Annotated in this window: 18 protein-coding genes; 13 read left to right on the forward strand and 5 right to left on the reverse strand. The window is 39.5% G+C overall.

The features are described 5' to 3' along the window. Positions 1-154 precede the first annotated feature (154 nt). The 6 genes from IQ31_RS15710 (at position 155) to IQ31_RS27510 (ending at position 5,558) form a co-directional block, all read left to right on the forward strand. Entirely contained in the window at positions 155-1,030 is an 876-nt protein-coding gene (locus IQ31_RS15710; protein ID WP_232475560.1) for a LiaF transmembrane domain-containing protein, read from the forward strand. A gap of 3 nt (positions 1,031-1,033) precedes the next feature. Next, a complete protein-coding gene (locus tag IQ31_RS15715; protein ID WP_088162231.1) occupies positions 1,034-2,080 on the forward strand; it encodes a sensor histidine kinase in 1,047 nt (348 codons plus the stop codon). Further along, positions 2,073-2,813, forward strand: coding sequence for a LytR/AlgR family response regulator transcription factor (locus IQ31_RS15720; protein WP_075993408.1), 741 nt, complete (start codon positions 2,073-2,075; stop codon positions 2,811-2,813). Before IQ31_RS15715 ends, IQ31_RS15720 begins: the two co-directional genes overlap by 8 nt. A 31-nt stretch (positions 2,814-2,844) precedes the next feature. Then, positions 2,845-4,275, forward strand: coding sequence for a serine hydrolase domain-containing protein (locus IQ31_RS15725; RefSeq protein WP_088162232.1), 1,431 nt, complete (start codon positions 2,845-2,847; stop codon positions 4,273-4,275). A gap of 153 nt (positions 4,276-4,428) precedes the next feature. Next, complete coding sequence (locus IQ31_RS15730) at positions 4,429-5,403, forward strand: 2-hydroxyacid dehydrogenase (RefSeq protein WP_088162233.1); 975 nt, start codon at positions 4,429-4,431, stop codon at positions 5,401-5,403. Continuing rightward, a complete protein-coding gene (locus IQ31_RS27510) occupies positions 5,400-5,558 on the forward strand; it encodes a hypothetical protein (protein ID WP_167450500.1) in 159 nt (52 codons plus the stop codon). The genes IQ31_RS15730 and IQ31_RS27510 overlap by 4 nt, the downstream gene beginning before the upstream one ends. Here IQ31_RS27510 and IQ31_RS15735 read toward each other — a convergent pair. Then, entirely contained in the window at positions 5,555-6,412 is an 858-nt protein-coding gene (locus tag IQ31_RS15735; protein ID WP_145328660.1) for a mechanosensitive ion channel family protein, read from the reverse strand. The two genes, IQ31_RS27510 and IQ31_RS15735, sit on opposite strands and share 4 nt — an antisense overlap. A 143-nt stretch (positions 6,413-6,555) precedes the next feature. On the opposite strand from IQ31_RS15735, the gene IQ31_RS15740 reads away from it, so the two are divergent. The 6 genes from IQ31_RS15740 to IQ31_RS15765 all read left to right on the forward strand — a co-directional run bounded on the left by IQ31_RS15740 (position 6,556) and on the right by IQ31_RS15765 (position 12,253). Next, entirely contained in the window at positions 6,556-7,422 is an 867-nt protein-coding gene (locus tag IQ31_RS15740; protein WP_115050653.1) for a helix-turn-helix domain-containing protein, read from the forward strand. 2 nt (positions 7,423-7,424) lie between these two features. Continuing rightward, positions 7,425-7,850, forward strand: a complete 426-nt coding sequence (locus tag IQ31_RS15745) for a DUF983 domain-containing protein (RefSeq protein ID WP_046675442.1) — start codon at positions 7,425-7,427, stop codon at positions 7,848-7,850. 26 nt (positions 7,851-7,876) lie between these two features. Then, the gene (locus tag IQ31_RS15750; RefSeq protein WP_236590857.1) at positions 7,877-9,055 is read left to right on the forward strand and encodes a cysteine desulfurase family protein; all 1,179 of its coding nucleotides are present in this window, start codon (positions 7,877-7,879) and stop codon (positions 9,053-9,055) included. An 81-nt stretch (positions 9,056-9,136) separates the two neighbouring features. Further along, positions 9,137-9,463 carry a HesB/IscA family protein gene (locus IQ31_RS15755; RefSeq protein WP_046675441.1) on the forward strand — a complete coding sequence of 109 codons (327 nt, stop codon included), beginning with the start codon at positions 9,137-9,139 and terminating at the stop codon, positions 9,461-9,463. Between the two features lie 252 nt (positions 9,464-9,715). Then, the gene (asnA, locus tag IQ31_RS15760; protein ID WP_232475562.1) at positions 9,716-10,762 is read left to right on the forward strand and encodes an aspartate--ammonia ligase; all 1,047 of its coding nucleotides are present in this window, start codon (positions 9,716-9,718) and stop codon (positions 10,760-10,762) included. Between the two features lie 237 nt (positions 10,763-10,999). Beyond that, positions 11,000-12,253 carry a DEAD/DEAH box helicase gene (locus tag IQ31_RS15765; RefSeq protein WP_232475563.1) on the forward strand — a complete coding sequence of 418 codons (1,254 nt, stop codon included), beginning with the start codon at positions 11,000-11,002 and terminating at the stop codon, positions 12,251-12,253. A 508-nt stretch (positions 12,254-12,761) separates the two neighbouring features. On the opposite strand, the gene IQ31_RS15770 is transcribed toward IQ31_RS15765, so the two are convergent. The 4 genes from IQ31_RS15770 to IQ31_RS15785 all read right to left on the reverse strand — a co-directional run bounded on the left by IQ31_RS15770 (position 12,762) and on the right by IQ31_RS15785 (position 17,248). Next, a complete protein-coding gene (locus IQ31_RS15770; RefSeq protein WP_115050651.1) occupies positions 12,762-13,490 on the reverse strand; it encodes a menaquinone biosynthetic enzyme MqnA/MqnD family protein in 729 nt (242 codons plus the stop codon). Beyond that, a complete protein-coding gene (locus IQ31_RS15775) occupies positions 13,483-14,109 on the reverse strand; it encodes a histidine phosphatase family protein (RefSeq protein WP_088162238.1) in 627 nt (208 codons plus the stop codon). The genes IQ31_RS15770 and IQ31_RS15775 overlap by 8 nt, the downstream gene beginning before the upstream one ends. Before the next feature lie 12 nt (positions 14,110-14,121). After that, positions 14,122-15,321 (reverse strand): aminofutalosine synthase MqnE, encoded by a 1,200-nt coding sequence (gene mqnE / locus IQ31_RS15780; protein ID WP_145328662.1) that lies wholly within the window; start codon positions 15,319-15,321, stop codon positions 14,122-14,124. A 103-nt stretch (positions 15,322-15,424) separates the two neighbouring features. After that, a complete protein-coding gene (locus tag IQ31_RS15785; protein ID WP_115050647.1) occupies positions 15,425-17,248 on the reverse strand; it encodes an ABC transporter ATP-binding protein in 1,824 nt (607 codons plus the stop codon). Positions 17,249-17,513: 265 nt separating this feature from the next. Here IQ31_RS15785 and IQ31_RS15790 point away from each other — a divergent pair, with 265 nt between their 5' ends. Then, positions 17,514-18,674: a pyridoxal phosphate-dependent aminotransferase gene (locus IQ31_RS15790; protein WP_075993418.1), complete on the forward strand. Its 1,161-nt coding sequence runs from the start codon at positions 17,514-17,516 to the stop codon at positions 18,672-18,674. Positions 18,675-18,734: the final 60 nt, after the last annotated feature.

An 18,734-nucleotide genomic window follows, 5' to 3' on the forward strand; every position in this document is an offset into this window, starting at 1 on the left:
TCCCTACTATTTATAATCAAGACAAAAATTAAACAACAAGATTTTTTACCGACGAAATCATTACATTTACCGAAAATATAAGTTGTATTACCTAAAGCAAATATGTAGAATATATTTGTGCCTCTATCTTTGAGTCATAAATAGTAAAAACATTATGGAAAAAGAACCCATCATACCAAACAGCAATAATAGCCGCAATATTGTAGGAGCGATTGTGATCATCGTAGGTATATTCTTATTATTGAATAACCTCAATTTAGGAAGCTGGTTTCCGGATTGGTTGTTTGGCTGGCAAACGATATTAATCATCATTGGATTGGTCATCGGTATAAATTCCCAATTTCAGAAAAAATCGGCAATTATCTTGTTGATCATAGGTGGAGCAAGCCTGATCTCAAGAATGATGCGCACAGATTTTGGTTCCGTAACCGTCCCGATCATCATCATTTCGCTCGGTATTTACTTTATCATGAGCAAAAGGAAACCTCCGATGGTTCCCCCAACTTACCCTAATCCGCCGCAAGGCTCTTACGACTGGGATAAGCGAGTCCATGTACCCACAGAAGTACCTATAGACGGTAGTACCGCTGATCAGGAATCAAAACCTTTCAACGAACAATATGGATCAAGCCAACAAGCCTCGCCTAATCAGCAGGCTTTTGGCGACAAAGATCCTTTTCAACAGTCATTTGAAGATAACCTCAACTTGAACAGTATTTTTGCAGGTCAAAAGAAGGTAATCTATTCCAAAAATTTTAGAGGTGGCAACTTGACCAATGTATTTGGGAGTGTAGAACTGGATTTAACAAAAGCGGATATTCAACAACCCATTGTGATCGATACATTCCAATTGTTTGGTAGCGCACGTATTATCATTCCTCCACATTGGACGGTATTTAGCAACGTGGCATCGGTCTTAGGATCTGTTGATGACCGCCGCTTTCAAACAATTTATAATCCTGATACGGATAAGAAAATATACATTACAGGGACCTGTATTTTAGGCAATTTAACCATAAAAAATGCTTAATAGATGAAAAACAAACTGTTCCTCAGTGTTAAAAGTCGTTTAATTGGCATTATATGTATATCCGTATTTATCGGATATCTCGCGTTACAATATTTATTGATGCTTCGTTCTGGTTTTGACCAACAACTCGCATTCAAAGATTCATTTATAAACAGTGTGGTGATGATGTTTTGCTGTTATGGCATGTCATCAGCACTCAATTTCTACACCCCGCAACCCCGGGAGATTTGGAAGGTACTCATCATCGGATTAATCATGGGCGCAATAAGCATCGCATTAAGCCGATTTTTGATGAGTTACTTTATCGAATCGACCTTTACCCCATTGCTGGATTTAACCTTACCCTATCGGGGTATCGTTAACTTCCTTATTTTGACTTCTGTTGCCATTATCAATATCGTTTGGAATATTCAGGAAGACAACATCAACAATATCAAGCGGAAACAGGAATCCGAAAATTTACTTCGGGAAGCCGAACTGTATAATTTAAGACAACAGTTACAGCCGCATTTCCTATTCAATAGCCTTAACTCCATTATAGCACTTATTGGCGCCAATCCGGATGAAGCCCGAAACATGACATTCCAGTTATCGGACTTTTTAAGAGGAACATTAAGGAAAGAAAATAATCAAATTATCACACTTGAAGAAGAGCTTGATCACCTTCAACTTTATCTTGATATTGAAAAAGTACGCTTCGGTCATCGACTAAATACATCCATCTCTTCCTCAGAAGAAATTTTCAACAATAAATTACCAGCCATGATTATTCAGCCACTGGTAGAAAATGCAATTAAACACGGATTATATAATGTAACGGATCAAGTAGAAATTAAAATAAAATGCCAGTCGAATGAAGGTCAATTAATGATCCAAATCACCAATCCATTCGATACTGAAGAGCAATCAAAACCGAAAAAAGGCACTGGATTTGGGCTTTCGAGCATTCAACGCCGATTGTACCTCCTCTATGGAAGAAATGATCTCCTTGAAACTCAGATTCTGGACAATATATTTATCAGTACCCTAAAAATACCTCAATATGATTAAAGTCGTTATTATCGATGATGAACCCTTGGCACGCTCCATTATTGCCGGTTACTTAAAAAATGAGGCCGATGTATCGGTCGTTGCCGAATGTGGCGATGGTTTTGAAGGCGTTAAGGCTATTCATACCCATGAACCTGATTTAATTTTTCTGGACGTACAAATGCCCAAATTAACGGGTTTTGAAATGCTGGAACTGATAGACAATCCACCAGCTGTCATCTTTACGACGGCTTTTGATGAGTACGCCTTAAAAGCTTTTGAGAAGAACGCATTGGATTACCTGTTAAAACCGGTATCACCTACGCGCTTCAAAAAAGCCTTGGAAAAATTTAGGGCTAACTTCTCAGCTCCGGAGAAAAAAGTCCAACCCAACTACGAAGTACTAACAGCACAAGACGAAACAAAAATCGACCGTATCGTTGTAAAAACAGGTACGCAGATTAAGATTATTCCGATTGATACCGTCAAATATCTGGAGTCTTACGATGACTATGTTAAAATTCATACCAAAGATGGCATGTACCTCAAGAACAAAACCATGTCCTTTTTTGAAAAATCTTTGGATCCAAATCAATTTGTCCGCATCCACCGTTCTTTTATCATCAAAGTGGATCAGTTGGCTAAATTGGAACCTTATGAAAAAGACTCTTATATTGCTGCACTGACATCGGGCGAAAAGCTCAATATCAGTAAATCAGGCTATGCACGATTAAAACAATTGATTGGAATTTAAACATTCCGTAGATTTGTGCCCATCAATAGTTATGAAACATTTAATTACAATAGTATTGCTGGGCATCTCTTCTTACTCCTTTGCCCAAACGAATCCTGCGGAACAGATCAACAGAGGAGTTTACAATAGGCTGGAATTTTTTATCAATTCCCAGATGACAGACTCCGCCTATAATTTGGCCAGTGATTCTTTCAAACAGCAAATTAGCCTAGCCAAATTCACCCAAGTACTGCAGGAGCTCTATCCCTTAGGAAGAGTAAAAAGCTCAACGATACAAGAATTTGAAAAAGGGCTTGCAACTTATCAGATGGACTTCGACAGCAGATCGTATGAGGTTCTTTTTGCGACGGATACTACCCTAAAATTCAACACATTAAAGTTCAGTCCTTTAGCAACAAAACCTCAAGTGGAAAAAACTATTGTGGTACCTGCTACACAGAAATCTGTCGATAACGACGACCTTTTTGTCGATTCGGTTGCAAATGCCTATTTGAAACAACAAAATACGCAATCACTTGCCATTGGCATTCTAAAAAATGGACAAACCAAAACCTATTTCTATGGCGAGACGGCCAAAGGCAACCAAACTCCGCCTACAAAAACGTCTATTTATGAGATCGGTTCACTGAGCAAAGTTTTTACGGCTATACTTTTGTCAAATCTTGTCGAAGAAGGAACGATAACGTTAGATCAGCCTATCGCGCTATTTCTCCCTGATACACTCAAGAAAAATGGAGAACTTTCGAAAATAACGTTTCAAATGCTGGCCAATCATACCTCTGGCTTACCTAGGCTTCCTGACAATCTTGACAAAGTCAAAGGATTTAACGAAAACGACCCCTACAAAACATACGACAAAAAAGCACTTTATAATTACCTCGCAAGCTTTAAAAATAAAAAAAATCAAGGTGAAGAATATGAGTACAGCAACCTTGGTTACGCCGTATTAGGAGACATTATATGCAGTATCTATAAAAAAAGTTATGATCAGCTTGTAAAAGATATCATCTGTAAACCACTTGAAATGAGTAATACCTTTCAAGTATTAGACCCTAAGAGAAAAGATACTTTTAAAGTATACAACAAAGAAGGCCAAGAAGTAATTCCTTGGTCGTTTGACGCTTTCGGTCCCGCTGGTGGATTAAAATCGACTCTGGAGGATCTGCTTAAATTTGCGAATGCGCAATTTAAGATGCCGCAGACTCCATTGGAAAATGCGATGGCAAATACCCGGTTATTTACATTTTTTCTCCCCCCAGACACAGACCTCGGACTCGCATGGCATATGAATTTGATTGACGACCTAACGGTTTATTGGCACAATGGCGGAACTGCTGGAAGCAGCTCCTATCTAGCCTTATCGCCCGACAAAAAAAGTGGCGTAGTCATCTTGTCCAATTCAGCCATCTCTACCGATGACACGGGTAAAGCTATCTTGGATTACCTACTCCGTAAAAAGTAAAGTTCAAAAAACAAGGAATAATGAGCCATATTGAAACAACAATATGGCTTTTTTTGTTGTAATAGCGATGAGTGATCATTAATTTTGAAGATAGGACAAAACAAATGGATTCAGAGGAATCAACCAACAACAAACTAAACAGCATCTATTTACATGAAGATATTTATCACTAAAAAAATTCCACAAAAAGGCATAGATCTATTAAAATCTGCAGGGCACGACATTTCTATACACGATTCAAGCACCCCCCTATCCGAAACGGAGCTTATCAAAGCTAGCCAACAGGCCGACTACGTCCTTAACGGTGGGATGCAAAAGTTTGATGCTAATTTTTTCCAAAACTGCCCCAACCTAAAAGCCCTATCTCTCATGAGCGTCGGCTATGACAATGTGGATATCTCAGCCGCTACACAGCATGGAATCCCCGTAAGCAATACACCGGGCATCCTTTCGGGAGCAACAGCAGACGTTGCTTTCCTCTTGATGCTATCGGTATCGCGGAAAGCATTTTTCAACCACAAAAGAATTTTGCAGGGCGAATGGAAAGGTTTTGATCCCACGGCAAACCTAGGCATCGAGCTCAATAACAAAACACTGGGCATCTATGGACTGGGACGAATTGGCTTTGAATTCGCCAGAAAAGCCAAAGCAGCGTATAACATGGAAATTATCTATTACAATCGGAGCCGTAATGAGGAAGCTGAACAAATTCTTGGCGCACGATATGTTAATTTCGACGATCTGCTCACGCGGAGCGATGTACTTTCAATCCATGCAGCTTTGACTGCGGAGACTAAAAACAGGTTTGACAAAAATACGTTCACGCGCATGAAAAACTCCGCTATATTAGTGAATACGGCTAGGGGCGGATTGGTCAATGAATTGGATCTAACAGAAGCCCTGCAGACTGGCCAATTATGGGGAGCCGGGCTTGACGTAACAGACCCGGAGCCGATGGATCCAAAAAACCCACTCTTAACGATGGAAAATGTTTGTATCCTGCCGCACATCGGCTCTGCCACCGTAGAAACAAGGGATAATATGGCATTGATGGCCGCCAGCAACTTACTGACAGCAATCAAAGGCGAAAAAATGCCACAAATTATCAATAAAGAAGTATATCAATGAAACGAAGATTTTTTCAGCTTTTAAATAGCTTAAATAAAGCCATCTTACCAAAATACGGTAAGATGGATCCGTTAAAATTAAAAAAGTACCAGCAGGCTATCATTGCCTACAGGTACTTTGTCCTTATACATGCATTGGAAACGGACCAGGACTAAGCTTTTGCAGTTCCTTGGTCACTTGAATTTGAAACAATGCTAATCTGCGTCGGATTGGAAGATAAACTAATATCGTTCCTTTCCAGCTCCAACATAATCTTTTCCTGCATCGAGTTTCGAGCAGCGACATAGTGTTCTCTTTTCGTCCAGGCACGAACGGTCAAAACCATGGCACTGTCCCCCAATTCTTTGATGAAAACAGTTGGCTCCGGACTTGTCAACACATTCTCATTCGAACGGAGAACCCTTAATATGATATCTTTCGCTTCTTTCACGTTTTTATCATAAGAGATACTGATGGTATATTCAAACATCCGTTGCACAATTTTCGTATAATTTTTGATAACCGAATTAGCTAAGGGTCCATTAGGGCTAAAAACACGTACCCCATCATCCCCTATTAAAGTGGAATACAAGATATCAATCCTTTCTACCGTGCCTGCAGTACCATTTGCACTCGATATGGAATCTCCTACTTCAAAAGGCCTAAACATCAATATGAGCACTCCGCCAGCAAAATTGCTCAAGCTGCCCTGAAGCGCCATACCAACAGCCAATCCAAAAGCAGACAACGCTGCAATAAACGAGGTTGTCTGAATCCCAATCTGGCTGGCTACAGTAAGAAGCAACATCACCCACATGACAATCTTGACGATGCTAGAGATAAAAGCCCGGATCGAAGGATCCACATTTTTCTTTTCAAAACGTTTATGTAATAAGCGATCCACAAAATTGATCACATATTTCCCGAGAATCAATAGGATAATCCCCCCAATAATCCCTGGAATAGACTCAATGACAATGTCTGTCAAACGCCCAAATCTCGTTTCTAGGCTATTCAAATTACTTTCCATTTATTAATATATTTTAAAATTTTAGACACAAGGATTGTTCCAACATATCAGCTACAGCATCAAAATGTAAAAATCATTGAAAAACACCACAAAAGACCAAATAAACACCACTATTAAAAGAATATTTGGCGTAATTTTGCTATATGAATAGAAAAAACACCATTCCTATTATTGATAGTTGTAGCATTGATCTCAATAACAAAACAACGATTCATATTGATGATCTAAAAGAATATATCATCAAGCATCAGGATATGGTGTTTCCTCACAAACATAATTTTTTTCATTTTGTACTATTCACTAAGGGATCAGGAGAACACATTATCGATTTCAATCATTACAACATTGAACCTTATCAAATCTATTTTATGGTACCGGGTCAAGTTCATACCTGGAATTTTACGGGTGATGAAGAGGGCTATGTTGTCAATTTTTCCATTGATTACTTTCAGTCTTTTCTCTTACGAACCGATTACCTGGAACGCTTCAGCTTCTTACAGAGTAAAATTGAGCAGTTGATTTTTGTTATTGCTGAACAATTTCGCAAGCAGTCTATCCACATTCTTGAACAAATTTCTACCGCAAAAGCGGCAGGACAGCCGGAAGACTATATCCGTACACTTCTGCTCCAATTTATATTGTTTATCTCAATTTCTACAGAAAAGGATCATCAAGAGCACAGTACGCCATATAATCACAAAATATTCAATAGTTTTCAGCAATTGGTTGAACAGCAATTCAAGTCTACCAAATTGCCCAGTGTGTACGCAGATCAATTATTTATTACACCCAATCATCTGAATGCGATCTGCAAATCCTACATCGGACAATCAGCAGGTGAAATTATACGAAACCGGATTGTACTCGAAGCGAAGCGACTATTGGTCAATCGAAACTTAAATATCAATGAGATTGCAGATGAGCTGCAATTCAATGACAACTCATACTTTACTAAATTTTTCAAAAAATCCGCTGGGCTCACACCAGAAGAGTTCAGAAAACAACTATAACTATGGAAGAGGTTAAATACGAATTATCTGAATTTAAAGCCGCATGGCAAGCAAAATGTCCAAGATGCAGAATCGGCCATGTATACCAAGGGCCTGCATACGGTCTGAAAGTACAAAAAATGAATAGCCATTGCGAATACTGTGGACTTCGTTACGAACGTGAGCCAGGTTATTTTTATGGTGCCATGTATGTTACCTATGCTTTCTCCATCGCCGAAATGGTTACTGCCTGTATGGCAACCTATATCCTGACAGGCAATGATTCTTCTTTTATACTCTATGCAACAGTTGCGATCATGAGCGTTGTTTTAATGTCGCCATTCAACTACCGCTATTCCCGTATCATACTGATGTATTGGTTAACACCAGGCTTAAGATATGATCCGAATGTCAAAAAAAAGGAAGTTGATGTGAAGGCTTCAGCATAACCTTCATTATCCTTATCTTTATCCTGATGAAGGATATCATTTATTTGGACAACAACGCAACAACTCGAATTTTGGATGAAGTATGGAATACCATGACTCCCTATTTCATCCAAAATTATGCGAACGCATCGAGTGTCTATCACCAAATGGGACGCGAAGCCAATGCTGCCATCCAACTTGCTAGAGGACAAATAGCTGAAGTGCTGAATTGCTCACCGAAAGAACTATTTTTCAATTCAGGTGCAACAGAAAGTATTAATACCGTAATCTGTGGCATATTTGACAAATATCAATCCAAGGGGAATCATATTGTCACCGTTTCAACAGAACACAAGGCCGTCCTAAGCTGCTGTGAACAATTGACGAAAAAAGGAGCTCAGATCACCTATCTCCCTGTCGATGCACAAGGAATGATCAATATAGACGATTTGAAAAATGCGATGAGCGCCCAGACCATACTTGTTTGCATCATGGCCGCAAATAACGAGACGGGGGTATGTACGTCGCTAGCACAGATTGCTACGATTTGTACAGAGAAAGATATCTTGTTCTTCTGTGATGCAACCCAGGCTGTTGGAAAAATCAACATTGATCTACAAAAAATCCCTATCGACATTTTATGTCTGAGTGCGCATAAACTTCATGGCCCAAAGGGAATCGGCGCATTATACATTCGTCGAAAATCAAAGCCGATTCAGATTAGCCCATTAATTGTGGGCGGTGGTCAGGAAAGCGGATTTAGAGGCGGAACATACAACGTGCCAGCTGTCGTCGGCTTTGGAAAAGCCATGTCTCTGATTAAACCAGCAGTTTATAATTCGGTCGAACGAAACCGCAATCTATTGGAAGAAATTTTAAGTGAGATTCCTGAAATCATCATTCATGGAAAAAATGCACCCCGCCTACCAAACACCAGTTACATTAGTTTTAAACATATCCTGGCCAGCGAAATAATGACTACCTGTCCCACATTGGCCCTTTCCTCGGGCTCGGCCTGTGTGACCGGATCCAGGGAACCTTCCCATGTTTTAATGGCTATGGGTATCTCCAAAGAAGATGCATTATCGGCTATTCGCTTTAGCTTAAGCATATTTACGACTCAAGAGGAAATTATTCAATGTGCCCAATTGATCACAGCAGCGGTTCACAAAATCCGCGATCAATCCCCTATCTGGCAACTTTTCAAAGCTGGCCTGATCGATTAATTTATGACATTCTAAAAACTTTATAGGAGACGAAATATAACAAGATTGTATGTATCTTTGTGTCATACAAAGGATATTACTATGATTACAGTTACTGACAAAGCAAAAACTCGTATCGAGGAAATCATGAAGGATGAGCAATATGACAGCAATTACTTTGTGCGTGTTGCTGTGGAAAGTGGCGGTTGTTCGGGCTTGAGTTATAAGCTGAACTTCGATAACGAAGAAAAAAAAGGTGATCAATTTTTCGAAGATAAAGGCGTGAAAGTCTGTTTGGATATAAAATCATTTTTATATCTAGCAGGTACAGAATTGGATTATTCCGATGGTTTGAACGGAAAGGGGTTTGAATTCCACAACCCGAATGCGAGCCGGACCTGTGCGTGTGGCGAAAGCTTCTCCGTTTAATCAATCAATCGATCCACCATAAACAAAAGAGCCCTGAAATATTTCAGGGCTCTTTTGGTAAGTAACCAAACACTTTTAGTTGCACCAACAAATTATTAGTTTTATAATTAAATATTGACCTACCTTCATTTTGTTAGAATTTTTTTATTTTTTCAACTTTTTAATGGATAAATATTAAAAATCACAACCAAACAGATTAACCAGTGATATTTTCATACTTTTGTATGAAATAACTGAATAAAAAATAAAACCATGCGTATCAATCCATGCATGGTATTTCATTTGACTCATATGGAGGGAAGAAAACTTTTAAATACCGAAGTTGCTATCAGCTTCGTTAAAGATACATTTGTCCAACAACTAAAGAAAGCATTAAATTTAATTCCGATCTCATCACCATTGGTGGTTTTAGACGGCACAGGATTAAACGATGACTTAAATGGAATTGAGCGTCCGGTATCATTTCCGATTAAATCATTGAATGAAAAAAGAGCTGTCGTGGTACATTCATTGGCAAAATGGAAAAGAGTCCGTTTAAAAGAGCTCGAAATGTTACCTGGGGAAGGCATCGTGACAGACATGAAAGCACTGCGTCCTGATGAAGATTACACCCCTATCCATTCGATCTATGTAGACCAATGGGATTGGGAAAAAGTAATCGATAAAGATCAACGTAATTTGGCCTTGCTGAAAGAAACCGTATTAAAAATTTACGATGCGTTACGATTTACAGAACAACAGGTTGAAAGCAAGTATCCACAGGTAAAAGCGATTCTTCCAGAAACCATTACATTCATTTCGGCTGAAGAACTACTGCAAAAATATCCTAATCTAAGTGCAAAGGAACGTGAAAATACAATCACAAAAGAATATGGAGCTGTGTTTTTATATGGTATCGGAGGGGCACTGAGCAATGGTGTTGCACATGATGGACGCGCAGCCGACTACGACGACTGGAGTACTGCCAATGAGGCAGGCCACAAAGGATTGAACGGCGATATTCTCGTATGGAACCCGATCTTAAATTCAGCGTTTGAACTTTCTTCCATGGGAATCCGTGTCGATAAAACAGCCTTGGCACATCAAATGGAAATCAGAAATTGTACTGAAAAATCCAAACTGACTTTCCATAGCATGCTTCTTAATGATCAATTACCGGAATCTATGGGCGGTGGGATCGGACAATCACGTGTCTGTATGTTTATGCTCAAGAAACAACATATTGGAGAAGTCCAAGTCAGTATCTGGGAAGAGGACAAAAAAGAAACGCTAAGACAAGAAGGTATTGATATTTTATAAAACAATACTTATTAAGAATTAATAACACGGTAACTATACCGCATTTTCCAGTATATCGATACAAATCAGCGCAAGGTAATCATCTTTTATAGACCGATTACCTTGTTTTTTTAGGTATAAAATGCCTAAAAAATTTTCATTCTAGTTTGTTCCTTTCAAGATAGCGGTATTTTGTATTTTTGTCAAATGCAGCTACAAGCTATTTTAAATAAATTAGGCATTTCATCCTTAAATGAGATGCAAGAAAAAGTAGTGGAATCGTATCAAAAAGACCATGATTTCATCTTACTTTCACCCACAGGATCTGGCAAAACCTTGGCCTTTTCATTGCTCATTTTAGCGCAATTGAAGAACATCGTTCAGGAGGTTCAAGTACTGATTTTAGTGCCGACCCGCGAACTTGCCTTACAGATAGAGCAAGTGCTACGCAAGGTGGCCACAGGTCACAAAGTCACCTGTGCCTATGGCGGTCATAGTACCCGTATCGAAAAAAATGAATTCAAGGATGCTCCCGCAATTATTATCGGAACTCCAGGACGTATAAAACAACATATCGAAGAAGGAAATTTTGATCCGACCAGTGTCCATACCCTTGTGTTAGATGAATTTGATAAATCGTTGGAACTGGGATTTCAGCATCAAATGGATTTCATTATTCGACATATACCGGCCATCAGATCACGGATATTGACTTCTGCAACGATGATGGATGTAATCCCGCCATTTACACAGATAAAGGAGCCTATTCTTGTTGATTTTCTGAATAACTCCCAAAACATACCCCGCATTACAATAAAAAAGGTCGTTGCTCCTGTTCAAAAGAAATTGGAGGCATTGCTAAAACTCATCTGCAAGATCGGGACGAAAAAAATGATTATTTTCTGTAATCATCGCGATGCAGTAGATCACATCAGCGAATTGCTGGACAATCGCAATATTATTCACGACACCTTTCATGGCGGACTTGAACAGCAAGATCGTGAGCTGGCGCTTCTCAAATTCCGTAATCATTCCAACAATGTTTTGATCACGACCGATCTGGCTGCAAGAGGGCTGGATATCCCCGAAGTTGATGCCATTATTCATTACCAGCTACCGCATAAAGAAGATGGCTTTATTCATCGCAATGGACGTACTGCGCGTATGCAGGCAAAGGGTGATGTCTATGTCATCTTAAAGCCTGAAGAAGCCTATCCCTATATAGCGGAGGAAATACCTGAAGAGGAATTTCCCGAATACTATGATCTTCCGGAAAATTCACCTTTCGCCACACTTTATATCAGTGCTGGACGAAAAGATAAAGTCAATAAAATTGACATCGTAGGTTTTCTCCTGCATTTGGAAGGTGTTGAAAAAGACGACATCGGTATAATAGAAGTGAAAGATAAGGTAGCTTATGTTGCCGTTAAAAGAAAGCTTGCTTCCGTTATTATCAATAAGGCTAGTGGGCAAAAAATCAAAGGGCGTAAAGTAAAAATTGGACGTACCTAGTTATTAGCGCGTCAAGAGATCCTCCTCACCTATTTCGGTGGCGAAGGTCGGATCCATCATCAAACTGTGATTCCAATGCATAAGGGGACCTGCATTGTCGTTAAAATAAGCCGATAAAAAAAACACTCAATGAGTGGTTTTTTTTATAGGAACCTGATTAATTTTTGGTTAATACCATGTTTGACTCTAACAGGGGTATTACAGGGGGTTAGCAGGGGTATAACAGGGGGTTAACAGGGGTGTACCCCTATTAACCCCTTGTTAATACCCTGTAAAAAGGGTGCTGTCACCCTTTTAATTCCAAACATGGTGTAATCGGAGTTATACGCCTTACCGAAGTCGTTATAAACAAAAGCAATAAATAAAGGGAATTTATCAGGGGTGTAGTGCACCCGGGGAATCAATCGGCAGGTAAGCCTTCACAATGCCGTGTAAGGCTTACCTGCCGATTCTGATTTAAAATTTTTCAGGGTATGTCATGGTTCCTGTTCAGGTCAAGCGCCCCAGGTTAATCCAGTTCTTTTAAATACCGGAGATACAACTGCACAGCTTCGCGTTTCTTATCTGTCAAATGGAAATTAAGATGCTGCGTCAGATATTTGGTATAATCAAAGCCCTCAAATTCTGGAAGACCGGCTATCACATCGGTTGCATGTTCAACACCATATGCTAAAGCTTCATTAAATTGTTCCACAAAAGAGTCGGGAAGTTTTTTGTTACTTACCCATAAAGCAAAAGCGAAAGGTAATCCGGTGAAGTTAAACCACTCTTCCCCCAAATCATAAACATAGGGTACTGCATTCTTCTTACCGAAAGTACGATCCCCAATTAAAACATAGGCATCTGGCTCTATAGATTCATCAGTGACCAATTCTACATCCTTTTTCCAATAATTTTTAATCAATACACGTGCTAAACCATTTGACGTGCGCGATTGCTTATCCAAACGTAAAGTTTTTACCTCTTCAATAGGCTTATTGGCAAAAATAAAGACAGAATCAACAGCACCTTCTGTGCCGATACAAAAATCGGTATTAATATAATACTCGGGAAGACTTAATAAGGCAGCTGTCGGTATAATACCGATATCAGCTTGATCATCGATTACTTTCTGTGCACAGGCACTTGGATAATCAACGCTCAAGTCGATTTGCTCCATCACTTTCGATTTACGTATTCCATTCAAAAATGGATAAGTATTGGTATACGATACGGCAGAAACTCTAATTTTATTCATTTATCAATGCTTCTAAGTGTGCAGTATTGTAATGGTCCACAATTTCAAATTGACCATTATCATACAGCAATTTATATAAAGCAGTATTTGTATGCGGGAAATCATCCATATAACGGGCATCAACACCAGTCATTAGACAAAGCATAATCCGTAAAGCACGACCGTGCATACAGACTAATATGTTTTTTTCATCTGCCTGAGCGAGCATATGATCCAAGGCGACTTGTTGACGAGCCATCAATTCATGAGGAGACTCTCCGTTTTCAATACTGACATCCAATTCTCCATTGCGCCATGCTGCGACCAATTTTTCAAAACCAGTTAGCAACTCTGGTGTTTGTTCTTTTCCTTCATAAACTCCCCAGCTTATTTCATCCAAACCAACAAGCTGTTCCCAAGGTAAATCCAAATCAAGAAATCCTTGTACAGTTTGATGCGTACGCAATAAAGTGGAGGTATATATCTTATCAAAAGGCACTGTCTTATAGTGATCAAAGAAAGCCTGAGCTTGAGCTATGCCCATCTTGTTAAGGGGAGAATTAACACCCCGTCCCTGCACAATACCTTTTAAATTTAGATCAGTCTGTCCGTGTCGTATAAAATAAAATGTCTTTTTCAACGTGTGATATGATTATGAATTGACAACAGGTAATGCATAATAGCTTTTCTTTTGATCACCTTGATCAAAAACAAAATCATTATAATCGGTCACCACATTGTAGAGGGTATCTCTTTCTATCGGATGGCGTCCAACATTTTTTATCAGCTCGACAACCTCTTGTGTGGTCATCCCCGGTTTTTGCTCTTCTGCTCCCGCCATGCTGTATATTTTTGTCGTATCATCCAGTGTTCCATCGATATCATCGACCCCAAAAGCCAAGGACAACTGGGCCGTATCTCTCGATATCATTGCCCAATACGCTTTAATATGATCAAAATTATCCATGTAAATTCGAGCGATCGCATAATTCCTTAGGTCTTCGATAACGGATACCTCGGGAATATGGGACATTTGGTTCTCCTTATTTCTAAATTTCAAAGGAATAAAGGTCTGAAAACCGCCAGTCTTATCCTGCAGCTGTCTCAAGCGCTCCATGTGATCTACACGATGCCAAAACTGCTCAATATGACCGTACAGCATCGTTGCATTGGTATGCATTCCCAGCTTATGCGCTTGCTCATGAATATCCAACCATTGTTCGGCGGTACATTTATCATGTGCAATCTGTTCTCTGACCTCTGGATGAAAAATTTCTGCTCCCCCACCTGGCATAGAATCCAAGCCGCAAGATTGCAAATACTTCAGGCCATCATAATGGCTTAATTTTGCCTTCTTAAAAATATAGTAATACTCTACAGGTGTAAGTCCTTTAATATGCAACTCGGGGCGATGCGCCTTACATTTGCGAAAGAAATCGGCATAAAATTCGAGGTTTTGTTTAGGAACAACCCCTCCAGTGATATGAACCTCAGTAACAGCCTCATTGTCATATTTTTTGACAATATCCATCATGCCATCAACTTCCATCTCCCAACCTTCTGCCCGTTCTTTTATTAAGCGGGAATACGAACAGAACTTACAGTCATAGACACAAACATTAGTCGGCTCAATGTGAAAATTACGATTGAAGAATGTATGATCTCCATGGCGTCTCTCACGAATATAGTTAGCAAGCACACCAAGATAGCCTAGCTCACCTTTTTCATATAAAAGCACTCCTTCCTCAAAAGTGATACGCTCCTCTCGCAAAACTTTCTCCGCTATATCTCTCAACTCGACAGCTAAGTTTTTGTCGTTTATCAAGAAATTCAATTTATCTATTGCGTTCATTAAATGTATCTCCTATCTTAAATCAAATGTACCGAAAAGGCAACAAAAGTTATAATAAAAAATGTGACAACAACTAATTTGACAAACCTCTTAGAAAAGAAAGCTAATCTGTAAATTGTTGCATCTCGATTAATTTGCGGTATAATCCCTCACGTTGTATCAGCTCACTATGGCTACCTACTTCTACAATCTTTCCGGCTTCAATAACCACAATTTTATCTGCATTCTGAATGGTACTTAAGCGGTGGGCGATGACAACTGTTGTTCTATTGTCCATTAATTTATATAACGAGTCCTGTACCAATTTTTCAGATTCGGTATCTAGCGCAGAAGTCGCCTCATCAAGAAGCATGATCGGTGGATTTTTTAAGACAGCCCGTGCGATACAGATCCGTTGGCGTTGGCCACCCGATAATTTACCGCCCCGATCACCAATGTTGGTCTGATAACCATGTTCTGTTTTCAAAATAAATTCATGCGCATTGGCAATCCGTGCAGCGGCTTCAACCTCTTCCTGGCTGGCAGAAAGATTAGCAAATGCTATATTATTGAAGATCGTATCATTAAACAAAATAGACTCCTGATTAACGACACCGATCATGTCCCGTAAAGAATCCTGGCTTAAATCCCGTAAATCCGTACCATCAAACAAAATTTGCCCTCCAGTGACGTCCATAAAGCGCGGAATCAAATCAACCAAAGTTGATTTTCCCCCACCTGAAGGCCCTACCAATGCAACAACTTTCCCTTTTTCTATAGTCAAATCGATGTTCTGGAGAATCTCTTTATCTTTGCTATACGAAAAATTGACCTGGTTAAATACGATATTCTTCTCAAAGCTTTTCACAAGCTTCGCGTCGGCACGATCGTTCACTTCCGTCTTTTCATCGATCAGTTCCAATACGCGTTCACCCGCGGCAAGACCATTATGAATACCGCTAAAAGAATCTGTTAACGCCTTTGCCGGACGCATCACCTGTGAAAAAATGGCGATGTAGGCGATAAATTCCGGCGCGGTTAACCCCTTGTCACCTGAAAGAACCAAATGACCACCATATAAAAGAATAATTGCGACCATAATGACACCTAGTAGCTCAGAAACAGGCGAGCTTAACTGTTGTCTTTTAGCCATATCACGGCCGATATTTGCATAACGTTCGTTCTCATTATGAAACCTGTTCTTAATAAAGGAGACCGCATTGAAGGCTTTGATAATTTTAATCCCCGATAATGCTTCGTCCAAATAGGAAATCATATTTCCATACGACTCCTGTGCTGCATGCGCCTGACTTTTAAGATTCTTAACGATTCTTGCTATAAAAAATGCAGAGACTGGAATAACCAAGAGGGAGAAAAAAGTCAATTTTGCAGAGATATTAAAAAGCATCACGATATAAGCGATCAATTGCAGAGGCTCCTTAAAAACCACCTGTAATGTCCCTGTAACAGAATACTGAACTACCTGCACATCTGACGCGACTTTAGAAACAATATCTCCTTTTCGTTGCCCTGTAAAATAGCCAACATGCAGATCCATCACATTATCAAACACTGCTCTGCGCAATTTAAGCAGGGTATGAATGCGAAAATTCTCCATAATACGCTGACAGAAATAACGAAATAGATTACTGATAAATACGGAGATCACAATAACAATACAGACGTATTTCAATGCACCATAGGCTCCAAACTGGCTATTAGCAACACTGGCGTAGTAATTAAACCACGCGAGAATGTCTGTATAAGCTTCTGGTTTTACGACCTCGGCGGTCTCTTTACCAACGTTAAAAAGTGTATGGAGTAATGGAGCTAGCAACGCTAAATTCAATGTGCTAAAAATAACCGTGATCAACGTGAAAATTACATATGGGATTGCAAATTTCTCAATGGGTTTAGCAAACGATAAGAGCCTAAAATATGTTTTCATTTATTTTGAACTAAGACAAATTACCTTTATACGAAAAGTCATTCGTCGGTCTCTCCTCTAACTTTCAGATTTTTGACGAGGAAATTGAACAAAAATAACAAATTAATCAAGAAAAGCGCATATCCTGGTAAGGGACTATAAAATTGTTGCATCTCAAGACTAAAGCATTCAGCTTGTTCAGCTTGAAAAATCGATAAAAAAATCTCCTTTTAATAGATAATTCCCTAATTTAGCCTTATTCAAATACCAAATTTATTAAAATAAAATGCAAATAGACGTTGCCAAAAGATTGCAGCATACTGAAGAATATTATTTCTCCAAAAAATTAAGAGAAATAGATGAGTTAAACAAACAGGGTGCGCGTGTAATCAACCTAGGAATTGGAAGTCCAGACTTGCCCCCACACCCGGAGGTGATCGAGACATTAAATACGAATGCCCAACTTCCAAATGTGCATGGCTATCAAAATTATAAAGGCGCTCCCGCCCTACGACAAGCCGTTGCAGATTGGTATCAACGTTATTATAACGCGACTTTTAATCCCAATACAGAAATATTACCCTTAATAGGGTCAAAAGAGGGTATTGTACACATCTGTATGACCTATCTTCAGGAAGGAGACCAAGCACTTATACCCAATCCTGGCTATCCAGCTTATGCTGCTGCAGTGAGATTGAGTGGTGCTGAAGCAATTACCTATAATCTTACACAAGAGAAAAATTGGCTTATTGATCTAAATGAGCTCAGAAAACAAGACTTGTCAAAGGTTAAACTGATGTGGATAAACTATCCTCATATGCCAACAGGTGCCTCGGCACCCGATGCATTTTATCAAGAGCTGATTCAATTTGCCAAAGAGCATAATATCCTGATTTGCCACGATAATCCGTATAGCTTTATTTTGACAGATACGCCAAGAAGCATTATGAGTATCCCTGGCGCGAAAGATGTAGCCATTGAGTTGAATTCGCTGAGCAAGTCTTCCAATATGGCGGGATGGCGAATTGGTGTGCTCGTGGGTGCCGAAGAACGTATAAACCAAGTACTCCGTTTCAAAAGCAACATGGATTCAGGTATGTTTTTACCTGTTCAGCTGGCTGCGGCAAAAGCCTTACAACTTGATGCCTCCTGGTATGCTGATCTAAACAAAATTTATGCTGAAAGACGTCAACAGGTGTATGAAATTATGGATTTGCTGGACTGTTCTTATCAAAAGGACCAAGTAGGTCTGTTTGTATGGGCACGCATCCCTGAAAAATACAAGGATGGTTATGCGCTAAGCGATGCTGTTTTGGACAAGTCACGGGTATTTATTACACCGGGTGGAATTTTCGGAGACAAAGGCGATCAATATATACGCATCAGTCTCTGTGCCACAGTAGAGGTACTCAAAGAATCAATCCAGCGCATTAAAGATAATTTCTAAGACATTCGATATCGGGGCAGCTTAACTGCTTTGAAATTATCGATAGAATAATTGATCGAC

The sequence above is a fragment of the Sphingobacterium siyangense genome (assembly GCF_007830445.1).
In the GTDB taxonomy this organism is placed as follows: domain Bacteria; phylum Bacteroidota; class Bacteroidia; order Sphingobacteriales; family Sphingobacteriaceae; genus Sphingobacterium; species Sphingobacterium siyangense.

Coding starts and splice junctions, on each gene's coding strand:
- IQ31_RS15765 (WP_232475563.1), top strand. CDS start 11,000: ATGCAAGAAAAAGTAGTGGAATCGTATCAAAAAGACCATGATTTCATC.
- IQ31_RS15740 (WP_115050653.1), top strand. CDS start 6,556: ATGAATAGAAAAAACACCATTCCTATTATTGATAGTTGTAGCATTGAT.
- IQ31_RS15755 (WP_046675441.1), top strand. CDS start 9,137: ATGATTACAGTTACTGACAAAGCAAAAACTCGTATCGAGGAAATCATG.
- IQ31_RS27510 (WP_167450500.1), top strand. CDS start 5,400: ATGAAACGAAGATTTTTTCAGCTTTTAAATAGCTTAAATAAAGCCATC.
- IQ31_RS15725 (WP_088162232.1), top strand. CDS start 2,845: ATGAAACATTTAATTACAATAGTATTGCTGGGCATCTCTTCTTACTCC.
- IQ31_RS15735 (WP_145328660.1), bottom strand. CDS start 6,412: ATGGAAAGTAATTTGAATAGCCTAGAAACGAGATTTGGGCGTTTGACA.
- IQ31_RS15770 (WP_115050651.1), bottom strand. CDS start 13,490: ATGAATAAAATTAGAGTTTCTGCCGTATCGTATACCAATACTTATCCA.
- IQ31_RS15750 (WP_236590857.1), top strand. CDS start 7,877: ATGAAGGATATCATTTATTTGGACAACAACGCAACAACTCGAATTTTG.
- IQ31_RS15785 (WP_115050647.1), bottom strand. CDS start 17,248: ATGAAAACATATTTTAGGCTCTTATCGTTTGCTAAACCCATTGAGAAA.
- IQ31_RS15745 (WP_046675442.1), top strand. CDS start 7,425: ATGGAAGAGGTTAAATACGAATTATCTGAATTTAAAGCCGCATGGCAA.
- IQ31_RS15715 (WP_088162231.1), top strand. CDS start 1,034: ATGAAAAACAAACTGTTCCTCAGTGTTAAAAGTCGTTTAATTGGCATT.
- IQ31_RS15790 (WP_075993418.1), top strand. CDS start 17,514: ATGCAAATAGACGTTGCCAAAAGATTGCAGCATACTGAAGAATATTAT.
- mqnE (WP_145328662.1), bottom strand. CDS start 15,321: ATGAACGCAATAGATAAATTGAATTTCTTGATAAACGACAAAAACTTA.
- IQ31_RS15730 (WP_088162233.1), top strand. CDS start 4,429: ATGAAGATATTTATCACTAAAAAAATTCCACAAAAAGGCATAGATCTA.
- IQ31_RS15710 (WP_232475560.1), top strand. CDS start 155: ATGGAAAAAGAACCCATCATACCAAACAGCAATAATAGCCGCAATATT.
- asnA (WP_232475562.1), top strand. CDS start 9,716: ATGCGTATCAATCCATGCATGGTATTTCATTTGACTCATATGGAGGGA.
- IQ31_RS15720 (WP_075993408.1), top strand. CDS start 2,073: ATGATTAAAGTCGTTATTATCGATGATGAACCCTTGGCACGCTCCATT.